Consider the following 14,876-nt stretch of genomic DNA (forward strand, 5'->3'; position numbering starts at 1 on the left):
ACGGAATTCATTGATAAATAACTATTTACCAGAAATTTTGACTACAGTGTTGACGGCTAATGGAAATAAAAAAAAGAAAACTTCGATCGTTTTCCTTTTTTTATTTCCTAGTTTATTCAGCTGAAATCCTGCGAATTATTTTTGAGATAATAAATTGTCTACTTTTTGCATTTCCTTTTCTCTTTGTTCAAATAACGAGTCTGCATATGTGTCCAACGTCAATTTGATCGACTGGTGCCCCAAGATTCTGCTTAAGCTGGCAATATCCATGCCTTGTTCTAAGCAACGAGTAGCAAAGGTATGACGAAGGGAATGGAAATGAATAGCTGAAAAGCTGGTCGAATCAATCATTTTTTTAAATCGATAATTGATTACTCTCGGTTCTGCAAAACTGTTTTTACTTCTAACAATATAAGGGCTAGTCGCGTGTGCTCTTCTTGCTAGTAAATAGTTTTTTAAATTTTTAGCAAGAGGAATGATCCGTTTGGATTGTGCTGTTTTAGGTGATCCTGCAATCAATTCTGTTTTAGCTTTGGTGCTATTCTCGTCTATGACACGAGTGATCGTTCGATTGACTCGAAGCAAATTTTGTTCAAAATCGATATCCTGCCATTGTAGACCGCTGATTTCTCCGATCCGCAATCCTGAATAAAGGGCTAAAATAACTGGTGAACACTCTGGATCTTTGAAGGCTAAAGCCTCGAGCTCTTGTTGCTCTTTTAAGCTTAGCGCATGAACGGCTGGTCGGGTTTGTTTAGGTAGTTGAACGAAATTACTGGGGTTGTTGATAAGATATTTTTGCTTGATTGCTTCATCAAAGGATTGTTTGACTAAATTCATTACTAGCCGAATCGTTCCAGCAGATAAACCTTGCATTATCAGGAGATCCACAAAGTATTGAATGGTTTCTTCTTTGATTTCTTGTATGTATTTTTCTCCTAAATGAGGAATGATATAACGCTTGGTCAATCGAAAATAGTTGGTATAGGTCGTAGGTTTCACTTTACGTTTGACCGTGATCGATAACCAGTTTCCAAGCCATGTTTCGTAAGTACCTTGATAGTGGCTAAAATCATAGGAGGTGTGTAATCTTTTTGCTTTTAACACTGTCAGCTTGTCTTTAACATCTGTGTATTTCTTTCCATATACATATCCGTATATAATTTTTTTATCAGGTGTCCGCTGCTTCACATAGCGACCTTCCCAACGCCCATCTTTACGCTTGTAAATGTTCTCCCCTTTTTTTACGATCGTAATCAGTCCTTTCACTTTTGACGGTTTTTTTGACGGCTATCAAAAACTAGATATAAATCGCTTAAAATCGTCAAAATAATTTATTAATTTTTATATTTAGAGACAAAAATTAATATTAAATAAAAAAAAGTCGTTGACATCCACATTTTTTTTATATAATATTAATGCGAACTAACATTTATCAAAAAAAATAAGCTACTTCTTATTAGTAATAGTAATAAGAAGATAGCAACTCGTTTCAGCTGAAACTGTTTCTCATAATTTATCATTTTTATATCTTTTTCGCTAGTTTATTTTTGCAATATAAAATTACAAAAATAATTTTATACTCTAAAGAATATATATATAATAGAAACTACAATTTAATCACTGCACTCTACATTTATCTATGTTTAAAAGCATATTTTAGACAAATAAAAAGAACTTGGGACACGTTGATTTGAGCGTATCCCAAGTTCTTTTTTGAAATGACCTATCGATAGATTATTTTTAGCAAGTTCCTTATAATACATATGCATGTATTTCTATAAGGGGGATCTGTACGATGTACGAATTTTTTGACCGTGAAACTAGAACGATGCTGACATTATTACGGACTTTGTATCTTGAAGAGCATTGGTGTTCAACAGAAGAGTTGATGGAGCGGACTGAATTAGACAGAAGAACGGTATTAAAATATCTAAAATTGCTGCAAGAAACTGCTCAAAATCATGAGCATAAAGGATTGATCGATACAAAAAAAGGGGCCGGACATAAGTTTGTTGGAACAAAAATAGAGTATCGAACGCTAACATTCCAGCTCATTACATTGTCGGTGCCTTTTTCGTTTATTTCTGACCTTTATTTTCTAAAAAATATTGATATTGTAAGTTTTTGTGAAAAACATTTTATCAGCGAATCCGTAGTAAAAAAAATCATCACTGACCTAAACAGTTTTTTTTTACCTTATCACATTCAATTAGTCGTAAAAAAAGGAGTTGTAACTGTAACTGGCGAGGAAGTTTCCATTCGCTATTTTGCTTATCTATTTTTCTGGGGCTTATTTAGAGGAATCACTTGGCCTTTCGATTCAGTTATTTCAGAGAGAGAAGCAGATGAATTTCTAAAAAAGCAATTTCCAAGCTGGACTCTTATAAAAAAAGTCTCACGTTCGCAATTTACTTTTATCTTTGCTATCAATATCAGCCGTATCAAAACCGGACATTCCTTATCTTATGAACAATTGCCTCCTTTTACAAAAGATTTGAATCGAGAGGTTTTCTTCTCTACCACTAGTCAAGTTGATTTTAAAACACTGCATTCCGAATTCAATCTGCTTTTTGATATACCAGAAGCCGAAGTAGATTATTTCATATTAGTAGCTCAAACCCGTGTTCAAATGTACCTATTAAACAACTTTCTGAGTAAAGCCCTTGATTTTCACAGGAACAATCAAACAGTGACTTTTGACATATTCAATTTGATCAGTGAACAATTTTCAGTAAAAACAAAAATTACTGATACAGAGACGCTCAATATCATCACCAGCTTGATCCTGTCTACTTGTTTAGCTGTCATTCTCTTTCCTAATTTTGACACAACGATCACTAATTATGATTATAACAACTACCTCTATAATACTTATCCATTTTTAAAAGAAGAAATGAAAAAAAAATTGAATAAGATAAACGAATCAGTAGAGTTATCGTATCTTTCTAATCATTCTTTATTGGTCCCCAGATTATGTGAGTTGTATTGTTTAGTTGGACACCCAACTGACTTTAATCCCGAAATCGTGATAAAAATGGAAACAGATCTACCCGTTGTTATGGAAAAGATCCTTTCAAATCAATTACATTCTACCTTATCACCTTTTTTCAGGACATCCTTTTTATCACCAATAATACCAAATGAAAAGATTACACCCGATCTGATCATCGCTTCAACTAAGATTCACGGAATAGAAAACTCAGAGATTTTTGTTAGTTATATCAATCCATCCTTTAATACAAAGGACATAAAAATAATTGTAGATAAAATCAATTTGATCAATACTATAAAAGTAAAACAAGAACAATACTCTAATCACTTAGAGTAGATAAGAAAGCTAGGCTGATCTAATAAATGCATGCTTGAGAAATTGCTATATACGTTATTTCTCAGGCTTTTTCTTATGAATAAGCCAAACAAAGATACTGAGGAAGTTAACAGAGAAAAAGGTTATTCGGATAGAAGGATCGCTCTCATCACACCTATCGCACAATTCTTAAGATATTCTAAAACATTTCATTTTCATTTCTAAACAAAAACATTTATGTTACGATATTATTACAAAAAAAGAATTGGAGTTATGAAAATGAAAAGGAAACTGTTTAGCGAACTATCACCATTGACTTACGAGATATCGATCCAAAAGAATATTCTGCAGAGAAAGCTGCAAGACTTTATTGTCGCAGAGCCGCTTGCTCAAACAAAGCAGCATGCGCTGTTACCTGTATCCGTTTACAAACATACCTCACTCATCCGTAGAAAGTTAGGGAATACAGACCTGACTTTACAGGAAAATAAAGCTATCAACCTTCGGATTGCTGCACCTAAGGTATCGAATATTCTGATCAGGCCAAACGAAACATTCTCTTTTTGGCATCTTGTTGGTAGATGCTCAGAAAGTAAGGGGTATAAAAATGGTGTGACCATTTTTAACGATACCGTTCGTCCTGGTCTTGGCGGCGGTCTTTGTCAATTTACAAATTTGATCCATTGGATCGTACTTCATTCACCACTTGAAATCACGGAGCACCATCATCACGATGGGCTGGACCTTTTTCCAGATTACGGTCGTAAAATCCCTTTTGGAACAGGAACATCGATCGTTTATAATTATCTAGATTACCGTTTTAAAAATAACACTGAAAATACTTATCAGCTCGTGATTTCTGTCAGTGATACTCACCTTAACGGCGAGCTTCGCTCAGATAATGAACAAGCATATAGTTATCATATACATGCTGAAAATGAATACTTTTCAAGAGAAAATGGAGACGTTTTCCGAAATGGGCAAATTTTCAGAAAATGCATTGATAAACGTACTGGAAATGTATTGGAGAAAAGGTTGATCAAGAATAATCATGCTCGTGTGATGTACGACACGTCAAATCTGACTATAATAGAAACAAATTGATTGAACGAATAGAATCATTCAAACAGAGCAGATACCTAAAAAAACGGTCTTTGCTCTGTTTTGGTTCACTATTTAAGCACTGCTAGCTTTTTCCACTTTCTGATTTTCGTTCGAAAGTTAGTAAATCAAGCTACTGTATTGATGTGTACCCATTTATAAACTGGCCACCGACCTTTGTTGTTGCCCACTTTCTCTGCCCTGGTTCAAATAATTCTTCGTTCGAGAGTATTTCTAACCTAGTGCATAGTTCATCTACGCTGTTTTTCAGTAACTGCCTCTGCTCGATCAATGTATAGTTTCCATAGGTTTCATATGGTAGAAAAAAAGGACAACACGTTCGAACGATGCCATCAATTTACCGATCGAAACAAAATTTATGCATCCAAAAACTGACTGTCTTATCGGCAAACGGTCACTTCTTATTATCAAGAAAATGAGCTCTGGGAAACATTATTTTCAACGATTCAAAAAGAAGATTTTGCTGAACTAGGTCCTTCTATCGCTGTCTTTCATAATAAAAAAAGTGAGCCAATACAGTAAAATCTGTCTGTTATTCAGACGATTCGCTGTTTTTGGATCACTTTTTTTTGACGATCGATCATATATAGCATTGGCTGACTATAAACATACACATAATCGTATTGTCTTTTTTTTCGTTTCCGATAGATATGTGTCGCCAATTGCTCAATACTTTGCTCATCATTGCCAAAGACAAAAATAAAAAGATTATTCTCCTTATAAATCGTATAATTACCACTTTGCAGCTTTTTCACTTTATTATCATAGGCTTCGATCAAATTAAACAAGGAATGCCAGTTTGCAATCGAAATACCAACTTTTTTCTGATTATTATCCGGCAGCGGCAATTCTACACGTAAAATACCTGTTCCGTATTTTTTCTTGATCACTTCTAAAATTTGTCGATCATCGTGAACACTGATGTCATCTAGCTGCAATACCTTTAATACGCTCTCTTTTAACGATTGTGTCACTTCTATACCGATATCTTTTGCTGGATTTTGAATATCAGGCTTATCCAACAGACGTGCATCACGATACTTGTCCGGCTCTGCTTTTTGAAGAATGTCTAGTGCTTTTCGTTCATCAGGACGTTCCATCGGTTCCATGTATTCACTCCTTGCGTTGACTTGATATAGATACGATATACTAAACTGAGAAATAACGCAATGTAAAATCAAGCCGCTCAAGGCTATGTCTTCTGTGCCCAAAACTTGAGATGAGTACAGTCTATGATAAAGCAAAAAGCCTGCACACCAATAACTGCAAGCTTTTTGCCATCTGATTTTATTGATTTGTAAGAGATTTCTTAGACCAGCCAGCTAATGTTAGAATCAGTAACATCAGCCCTACTGCTAAAATCCAACTTTGTTGGCTTGCTTCATTCGTTGCCGGCAATTGCTTGCCTGTAGGTTTTGTCGTTCCAGCTGGCTTCGTAGAACTGATTGTCCCATCAGTAATCGTAACCTTGACTACCTGAGCAAGTTCTTGGATGGCAAACTCATAGCCTGGATATTTTTCTGACAGCTGCTTCATCGTTTCCCTTGACCAAGTATACGTATAAGTAAATTCCGTCGTTCCAGCTTTTAGTGCTTTCCAATTGCCGTCTTTATCGATTTCGATGATCGACGGATCTTTGATTGAGAATGTAAACGAACCTGTCGGATTTTCCATGCCTTCGATTGGTTTGACTTTTAGCTGTCCTATATCTCCGACTTTGCCTTCGATAGAAGCAATATCAAGCATCGGTGTAATATTCATTGTACCCACAGGTGTTACTTCCGCTTTGATTACTGTAGCAATCGAATTGGCTCGTAATATACTTCCAGGATTTTTATCTTGGATCGCCTTGTATGATTCATCGGAAAGTTTATAGTCTAAAACAAATTCTGTTGTTCCAGCTTTTAATGCTGTCCATTTTCCGTTTGCATCTACAGAAATAATATCTTTGTGCTCATCCTTGATGTACGCTGTAAATGTCCCTTTAAGGTCACTGACACCGCCCATTGGTTCTACTGTAAATTGTCCAGTGTCTCCAATTTTAGCTTTGATTGCACTTACATTATATTTAGGCGTTATCCCTACTATCTTTTCTTCTGCTACTGTTACAGGTACTTCCTTGGCAATTGATTTTTGAGCTAACTCATGCTCTGGAAATTTCTCCTGAATCTTTTTCAAGGAATCCTTTGACCATTCAAAGTCGATTGTGGCTTTAGTAGTACCCGCTTTCAGTCCTTGCCAAATTCCTTTTTCATTGATAGAAAGAACGCTAGGATCTGCTACTGTGACTTTAAAGGTTCCTTTGAGATCTTTGATCCTTTCTACTGGTTTCACTTCAATACTTCCTTTTTCACCGACAGTTGTTTTGATGGTTGAGACAGTAAATTCTGGTGTAATGTCCAACACTTTAGCTTGTTTCTCTGTTTGTACAGTACTTTCAGAACTTGTTGTCATTAGCGTTTCTGTAGAAGAACTAGCTTCTTCTGCGAATGAACGACTTACAAACGACAGTGACACAGTGCAAAACAACAATCCCAACATCAAACATTTTTTATTGATCATTTTACTCCTCCTTAAATTCTCATTATTGAATCCAAGTCAATCGTAGCAAATTTCTAACATTCAGGCAATCTTAATTTTAGCTAATATGAGTTGGAAGCATAAAAAAGCAAGAAATAAGACGCGTGTATGCTTATCTCTTGCTTTGTTTTAATATTTTATTTTGGCATTACATCTGCTGGTATAGCTGATTGATATTTTTGACCACCAACCGTTACTTGATGTTCTGCTTTTGCTTTTTCAACTAATTCAGGATTCGTCAATAAATCGTATGCTGTTGTAGCGATCGTTTTACCAGCGGCTAACAACCCTTTATGAGCTACAGACGACTTTCCATTTGCGACCCATTGCCATGAATGAGGCGGTGTTCCTTGCGGCTCACAGCCGATCAAGACTTGGGCTGTCGGACAAACCCAGCTGACATCCCCGACATCTGTCGAGCCTGATGTTGCATTTGAAAAGGCCAATGGTCCAATTTGATCTAAAACTGGTAGTGTGCCTAAGCGTTGGATTTCTTCTTCGCTTGCTGTTGGATTCATTTGACGAGCTCGTGTGATCAACCCAGCTTTAGTAGCATCGTCTAGGCTATCATAATATCTTTGGCTATATTCTTGATCTTCTTTCGTTAAGTTCAGATCGCCGAATTCTTTTAGATTTTCATACATTGCCGTTGTCATTTCTTGGTTTGGCAAGTAGTTGGCACAGGCAGAATCAAAAACGATCTCTAGTTCTGTTTCTGTCATCAATGCTGCACCTTCTGCGATTTTATTGACACGTTTATAAATCGCTTCAGCCTGATCCAATTTTGGTGCGCGGATAAAATAATAGAGGCTTGCTGTTGGTTGAACTACATTTGCTGATTCACCGCCAGCATCCATGAATGCATAATGGACACGCCCTTCATCAATGATATGCTCACGTAAAAATTGGACGCCGATATTCATCAATTCTGCAGCATCTAATGCACTGCGTCCTTGTTCTGGTGCTGCGGCGGCATGTGCCGATCTTCCTTTAAAATTATAATAAATTTGATAGACTGCTAAGCTGCTCAACCCCCAAGCCATACTTGTATCCATCGGATGCCAAGCCAATGCAACATCTAAACAATCAAACACACCGTCTCTAGCCATGAATGCTTTTCCATAACCACTTTCTTCTGCTGGACACCCAAATAATTTGATCGTTCCAGTTAATTCTTCCTGCTCCATCAAATCCTTGATACCGACCGCTCCTGCCAAAGCGCCGGTTCCCAATAAATTATGTCCACAGCCATGACCATTGCCGCCCTCATGTTCTGCTTTTTGTTCGCCAAGATCTGCAACCTGACTCAAATTTCCTAAAGCATCATATTCCGCTAAAATACCGATAACAGGATTTCCGCTGCCATAAGTCGCGACAAACGAGTGTTCCATATTCGCAAGACCTGTTTCAACTGCAAATCCTTCTTTTTCTAAAATTTCTAAAAATGGTTTCACTGATTCAGCCGTCGCAAATCTTGTCTCCGGTGTTCCCCAAATTTGATCCGCGGCAGCGGTAAATTGTTCTTTTTTCGCATCGATCAGTTCTGTGATTTTTTGTTTTGCATCCATCATATTCTTCCTTTCTTTTTTTAAATCAACATTTTTTTTACCCTAACAAAAACTCCTTTAACGTTCAATCCCAAATAACTCTTTTGCGATTCGCTTACCCGTTTTGGTCCCAGCTAATCCGCCGATCCCAGTTTCCCGAATATCTGCCGGCATACTGCGGCCCACACGATACATTGTTTCTACCACTTCATCTGCTGGAATCTCACTTTCAACGCCTGCTAGCGCCATCTCTGCCGCACTGATTGCATTCGAGGTGCCTCCTGCATTTCGTTTGATACATGGAATTTCCACCAGTCCTGCAACAGGATCACAGGCCAAACCGATCAGATTATTCAACGCGATTGCAAAGGCATGGCTTGCTTGTTCCGGCGTACCTCCTGCCATTTCAACTAAGGCTGCCGCTGCCATTCCTGAAGCCGAACCGATTTCTGCCTGACAGCCGCCTTCAGCTCCTGAAATCATGGCGTTATTAGCTGTAACGAAACCAAACGCTGCTGCAGTGAATAAAAATTCCAGTTGTGTTTCTTGACTCGCCTGCAGTTTTTCTCTAAAAGCTAACAGCACACCAGGAACGACCCCTGCAGAACCGGCTGTCGGCGTTGCACAGATCATCCCCATTGCTGCATTGACTTCATTCGTCGCCACTGCATAGCACAGGGCTTTAACAAAGGTAGTATCTGTCAACACTGTTTCGCTATCTAAATAGGCTTGTAGTCTTTTTGCATCATAACCAGTTAAACCTGAATGAGAGCGTACCCCTTGAATCCCTTTAGCCGCAGCTGCTTCCATCGTTTCCAAATTCAAAGTCATCTGATTCATGATCTCTGTCCGGCTGCGTCCGGAGGTTCTGATCTCCTGTGCGATCATGATTTCTGCGATCTTACACTGATTTTTTTTTGCTAGTTGTACTAATTCTTCAATCGATCCAAACAAAAAATTCACGTCCTCTAATTTAGCCGGTCGTCGGCATTACTGCTGTGATGCCCGGTATTTCTTTGATTTTTGCTACTAATTTTTGACTAATGTCACTGACCGTTTCTACAAAAAAGACAGTCTCTTGATTCAACTGCTGAACTTTTACAAATTCAGGGCTTTCCAAAGCATTTTCAACACAAGGAATTGCTGTGTTTGGCTGATCCGCAGTAAGAACCAATCCGTTCCCCTGTTCTTGGTTCAAAATGGTGGAATGGTGGTTGATTTCTGTCAATTGAATGCTGCCACCGCCAATCGAAATGGCTGTTAAATTTAACTTCTCCTGCTCATCGATCAATTCTAAATTGACAGTATTTGAATGTTCCGTTTCTTTCGTACTGACAAGGAATTCAATTTTTACTCCCTGTTCTTCCGCGATCTCGATCGCGTCTGGAATCCGTTCATCATGTGTTTCAAACCCAAGAACACCAGCGACGATCGCAACTGCCGTTCCATGTCCTTTATAGGTTTCTGCAAAAGATCCGAAAAACGTCACGATCAATTTTTGAGGCGTATGCTTATAAAGTTCCCTTGCCATATTACCGATCCTGACTGCTCCTGCTGTATGTGAACTAGAAGGTCCGACCATGATCGGACCTATGATATCAAAGGCACTTTTATATTTAAATTTTCTCTCTGACATTATGCTTCTTTTTTCACTCCTAGTACGCAAAGTCCGCAAAGTAAGCTAGCTGCTGCCATAAAGCCGAAAGCTAATGTAAACGAACCGCCTGCAGCTTTGATCAATTGACCTAAAATCATTGGTGCCAAAAAGCCGCCTAGTGTTCCTCCGGTATTGATGATCCCGATAGAAGAACCAATGATCGACTGATCCATGATTTTGTGCGGCCATGTAAAGATTGCTGTAAAAGCGCTGACTGAAACCATGCTGACTGCGATCAAACAAATCATGGATAAGACTAGATTATTCGAAGCAACAAAAGCAGCAACTAAAATCGCAGCTAAAACAGTAGCGCTAATGATAAAGATACGTTCTTTTCCTAAGAAAAGTTTTGATAAAAGAGCCCCAGCAAACATTGTTGCTGCTGTTTGGAATACGGCATTCACTGCTAGTAAATAACCGATCGTTTTAATATCGATCGCAAATTTTTGTGCTAAATAGCTTGGCAGCCAAGACATGTTTCCATAAAGCAGGAAATTCAGCAAGAGCATCGCTACAAATAAAACCAAAACATTTCTGTTAGTGATCACCTGACTAAATGTAATTGCCGGTTTATCCTTTGCTCCATTTTTTGCACTGGCTACTTGATTAGGTACAAAAAGTCCTACTAAAACTAAAGCGACAGCGAACAATGTACCTAACGCCAAATATCCGTAACGCCAGTTAGCATTGATCAAGTTTGTCCCTAAAGTAAAGGCTAAAATCCCGCCGATCCCAGACGTAGAAAGAATCAAAGACTGTACAAAGGTTCTACGTTCCTGTGGAAAATTATCAGCAATCGATTTAGAACAGCTTGGTGGATAACCGCCATGACCGATCCCCGCAAAAAAGCGGATGACCATAAACAACATCAAACTACTGACTGAACCGAATGCGAATGAAAAAATTGAAATAATTGCTAGTGACAGCATCAATACTTTTTTTGCCCCGATTTTATCTGCTAACCAACCACCTGGAATTTGCATCAACGAATAACCAAGGAAGAAGAATGACATGATCATCCCTGTTTGTCCTGCGTCTAAATTAAACTGCTTGGTGATCGGTAAGACAGCGGTAGAAATCATACTCTTATCCATATAAATCATCGAATAACCCGCCATCAAAGCGAAAATCAGCCCAACACCACTTTTACTTGTTGTTTTTTCAGCTTGTGTTTCCATTTTTTTCCTCCATTACTAAAATATAAGAAAACGTTTTCTATGCATTCATTATATAAAAGCCTCAGCATATAGAAATTACTTTAATTGCTCGATACAAGGTCAATATTATTGATTTTTTGATAAAGAATAAAAAAAGAGCAAAAATAGCAATGCTACTTTTGCTCTTCGTCTTTATTCTCAGTACAATGGCTGCAATAAATATAGTTGGCAAGCATTCAACGTCAGCGTTGCCTCCAACTGATAGCCAGTGTTGGTAATCGATTCTTTCTTCAATTCAAACTTTGGGGCAATTTTCTGCTCTAAATAGCTTTGCAGCTCCCTGTCTAATTCAGCTTGACCACCAATTCTGATCCAGTCATTATAAATTCCGCCATGATCTTTGTCCAACACATATTCTCTGATCAAATAATTCCCCTGCGGCAATCCATCCAACTGAATCAACAGCTTTTTCGTTTGGTATCTCACTTGAAAGGTATCCACCGAATAAAGTGGATCTAAATAGCTAGAATTGTAGAGCAACAATTGATATTGTCCCTGATTTTGAGTCAGCATGTACCCAGAACCACTCGCTACTACCTCACCTTTCAAATGATTTAAGAATCGAAGTGAAAAGAACAGTGGACGACGCAGTCCTTCATAAAAAAAGACAGATAAGCTACTATCTTCCCGTACATAAGTCTGCCGCTCCTTCACTTTAATATTCAGCCAAAAAGCAATCCCCGTTACTTCTTTAGATAATTCAAGGATCGATTCTAGAATCAGAGCCGAGCGGAAAAAGGTTCCTGAAAAGGTGTTGCCTTCACCAACTAGCGTATTCCAATCCGTTAAAAATAACTCCGGCTCCCAAGTAGATGCCTCCTGATTTTTTCCTTGTGCATAAGTTGAAACCACTGACTTTACACGTGCAAGCAGTTCCTGCTGATAGTCTTTAAAATGCAGTGCGTGCTCGTCTTTTATTGCTTCTGTTGCATACGGATCTGCATGAAAGCTAATAAAATCAGGTAAACAACGCTGCTTACTTTGCTCCTCAACAAATGCCTGATATTGTTGATATTCTTTTTCTGCTAACGAACGCAAGGACATCAAGCCAATCTTGACTGAGGGAATCAGCTGCTTCAATTTGCGGTAAAAATAGTGATAGCCCCATCGATTCTCTTCACTCCACTGACCACTGTCTTTTGGAAACGACCACTGAACATACCATTGCCCCACTTCTTCACGACCATAACGATTCAAAAAATGCCGTATGATTTTGATTTGTTTATCACACCAGAGCTGAACTTCTTTTTTATCCGTATAGTCCTCTGGCAAAAATAATTGGATCATTGGCTTCAACTGAATCTTGATCAAAAAATCAAACCACTGGTTATTTAAAATATACTCAGATACCAACAGGACATCATTTTCAAAATTGGTTTCTTCACAAAAGCCTTCAAATTGAACAAAATCAAAAGCTAACTCTTCTCGTAAAATACACAGCTCTCTTTGAACACCTCTGGCTAGACCCTCACTAGCTGGACCGATCTTGATGATTTTTTTACTAGCTTGATAGGCTGATTCCGGCGTATCTGTCACCGTCAATTCCAGTTTTTGTTCGATTGTCGCATTTTCATCTTCGATATCTTTTTCGACTAGGTATTTTGCCAACTCCTGCAATGCCGCAGCACCAGTGATTTCTTGGTAATCTTCTGGTTCTATGGTTTGATCCTCTTGAGTTTTTGCTAAAGAATATTTTTTTCGGTAGCTTGCCGGCGTTACTCCATGTTGTTTTTTAAACACTTGATGAAAGTGTTTAGGATTTGAAAAGCCGCTATCCATAGCAATTTTGATCACCGAGTTTTTTGTTGAGACTAAGGCCTCCGTCGCATGCATCAAGCGAATTTGATTCAAATAATCTGTAAAGGTCATTCCTACCTGCTTTTTGAACAAACGAGACAAGTGATAATAAGACATTCCACTGTTTTCAGCAAGTGACTCTAGAGAAATCGGCTGATCATATTCTTTTTGAATTTGTTCCAGCACTTCATTTATTCTGTCATCAGTTGTCTCTTGCTTAAGCTGAGGAAGTAGATTTCGATCTTTTTTAAACGTCTTCACCAAATAATTTAATACACTGAATAGATGCTGATACACTTCAAGCTCATTTTCGCCGCTTTTCTTAAAATAGGCAGCCATCAAATGAGCCAGCAAGGCCCGTAGCTTATTAAACTCCTCCTTACTTTTGTCTTCTGAGCTTGAACAATCGATATACGGCAGCCAATTTTCTTTAAAATTAGCAGTCAGTGGTTTTCTGGAAATACGTAAATATAGCAGGAGGTTTTTGTCAGAGCTCTTCACCTGATACTGATGAAGCGGATTGATCACTAATAGATCATCTGACTCTAGTCTATATTCCTTTTCTCCGGTGGTTACTGTCATACTTCCGCTCAGCATAAGAAACAGTGTTAAATCTTCACTCATTCGAGCCGGTACATCACTCACTTTCATTAGTGATAGATGAAATGGACGTTGGTTATCTTCTCCCATGATCTTGACCTTCCTTATTCGCTCTAGTTTATTGAACAAAATATATCATCAAACGGAAGGGGAAACAAGTTGTCCTTTTTTTACTATATTGTCTATACTAGGAGTACTTAAAAAATAATCGTACGTATAAGGAGGAAGTCATGAAAATCAGTCAAGGAGATATTTTCAGAAGGCGGGAGCAATTGATCGATTATTTACAGCAAAAAGAACAAGCTTCAGTCATTGAATTAGCTGAATATTTTAATGTTTCAGCGGTTACGATCAGAAGAGATTTGCTCTTTTTGGAAAAGAAAAAAATGATCGAACGTTTTTATGGCGGGGTGAAATTGGTTCCTGTATCGCAACAAAAAATCGACCACACACTTGAAAAAAGTCATTTTCCAGTCACTGCGTTCATCGATAAATTATCACCATTTTTAACTGATCGGCTGCAGCTCTTTGTTGGTGCTGGACTATTTTCCACCGAGATCATCCATGCGCTATCTTATTTCGACATCCTTATTCTAACAAACGATGCATCGGCGATTTCTATCTCTCATCCAAATAAAAGAGCCCTGATTTCCATTTGTGGGGGTGAATTAGAAAAAAATACCCATGCACTTGTAGGCGATTTTGCTACCTACGCATTCACGAAAGTCGAAGCAGATCTTTGTATCATTGAAGCAGCTGGTTTCAATACTCATGAGGTCACGACAAATACATTGAATGAATCATTTGTTTATCGCACAATGCTCCAGCATACGAACGGACCTAAAATCGTTTATACTCCTGCTGGCAATCTCGAAACCGTCGGATCGTTTATGATCGATCGAACCTTTCTATTTAGTCATCTTTACACGGATGCATCGATTCCAGAGGCTATATTGAACAACTACATGACACACTCGATCGCCATTGACGTCTTAACTGAATAAAAAAGGTATACTAAAGAAGCTTGTTTTCTTATGACATTAGAT

At 38.1% G+C, this 14,876-nt stretch carries 11 protein-coding genes and 1 pseudogene; 3 read left to right on the forward strand and 9 right to left on the reverse strand.

The window, feature by feature from the left end:
- Positions 1-135: 135 nt before the first annotated feature.
- Positions 136-1,269 carry a tyrosine-type recombinase/integrase gene (locus IGI58_RS06825; RefSeq protein ID WP_429954016.1) on the reverse strand — a complete coding sequence of 378 codons (1,134 nt, stop codon included), beginning with the start codon at positions 1,267-1,269 and terminating at the stop codon, positions 136-138.
- 529 nt (positions 1,270-1,798) lie between these two features.
- Here IGI58_RS06825 and IGI58_RS06830 point away from each other — a divergent pair.
- Complete coding sequence (locus IGI58_RS06830; RefSeq protein ID WP_429954015.1) at positions 1,799-3,331, forward strand: helix-turn-helix domain-containing protein; 1,533 nt, start codon at positions 1,799-1,801, stop codon at positions 3,329-3,331.
- Between the two features lie 258 nt (positions 3,332-3,589).
- Positions 3,590-4,414: a VanW family protein gene (locus tag IGI58_RS06835; RefSeq protein WP_429954014.1), complete on the forward strand. Its 825-nt coding sequence runs from the start codon at positions 3,590-3,592 to the stop codon at positions 4,412-4,414.
- Positions 4,415-4,539: 125 nt separating this feature from the next.
- Here the strand turns inward: IGI58_RS06835 and IGI58_RS06840 are convergent.
- From IGI58_RS06840 to IGI58_RS06875, 8 genes and pseudogenes are all read right to left on the reverse strand, one after another.
- Positions 4,540-4,727 (reverse strand): annotated as a pseudogene (locus IGI58_RS06840) (ClbS/DfsB family four-helix bundle protein); the annotation flags it as partial.
- A gap of 241 nt (positions 4,728-4,968) precedes the next feature.
- Complete coding sequence (locus IGI58_RS06845) at positions 4,969-5,541, reverse strand: hypothetical protein (RefSeq protein WP_087641766.1); 573 nt, start codon at positions 5,539-5,541, stop codon at positions 4,969-4,971.
- Positions 5,542-5,719: 178 nt separating this feature from the next.
- Entirely contained in the window at positions 5,720-6,994 is a 1,275-nt protein-coding gene (locus IGI58_RS06850) for an LPXTG cell wall anchor domain-containing protein (protein WP_429954013.1), read from the reverse strand.
- A gap of 155 nt (positions 6,995-7,149) precedes the next feature.
- Entirely contained in the window at positions 7,150-8,580 is a 1,431-nt protein-coding gene (locus tag IGI58_RS06855; protein ID WP_429954012.1) for an amidohydrolase, read from the reverse strand.
- A 57-nt stretch (positions 8,581-8,637) separates the two neighbouring features.
- Positions 8,638-9,513, reverse strand: a complete 876-nt coding sequence (gene sdaAA, locus IGI58_RS06860) for an L-serine ammonia-lyase, iron-sulfur-dependent, subunit alpha (protein ID WP_429954011.1) — start codon at positions 9,511-9,513, stop codon at positions 8,638-8,640.
- 19 nt (positions 9,514-9,532) lie between these two features.
- Positions 9,533-10,195, reverse strand: coding sequence for an L-serine ammonia-lyase, iron-sulfur-dependent subunit beta (gene sdaAB, locus IGI58_RS06865; protein ID WP_225534996.1), 663 nt, complete (start codon positions 10,193-10,195; stop codon positions 9,533-9,535).
- Positions 10,195-11,394 (reverse strand): MFS transporter, encoded by a 1,200-nt coding sequence (locus IGI58_RS06870; RefSeq protein ID WP_429954010.1) that lies wholly within the window; start codon positions 11,392-11,394, stop codon positions 10,195-10,197. The genes sdaAB and IGI58_RS06870 overlap by 1 nt, the downstream gene beginning before the upstream one ends.
- A gap of 177 nt (positions 11,395-11,571) precedes the next feature.
- Positions 11,572-13,920, reverse strand: a complete 2,349-nt coding sequence (locus IGI58_RS06875) for a helix-turn-helix domain-containing protein (RefSeq protein ID WP_429954009.1) — start codon at positions 13,918-13,920, stop codon at positions 11,572-11,574.
- Positions 13,921-14,060: 140 nt separating this feature from the next.
- On the opposite strand from IGI58_RS06875, the gene IGI58_RS06880 reads away from it, so the two are divergent.
- On the forward strand, positions 14,061-14,834 hold the full coding sequence (locus IGI58_RS06880; RefSeq protein WP_429954008.1) for a DeoR family transcriptional regulator: 774 nt from the start codon (positions 14,061-14,063) through the stop codon (positions 14,832-14,834).
- The last annotated feature ends 42 nt before the right edge of the window (positions 14,835-14,876 follow it).

Origin of the sequence: Enterococcus sp. AZ020 (assembly GCF_050499205.1) — a bacterium.
In the GTDB taxonomy this organism is placed as follows: domain Bacteria; phylum Bacillota; class Bacilli; order Lactobacillales; family Enterococcaceae; genus Enterococcus_L; species Enterococcus_L dunnyi.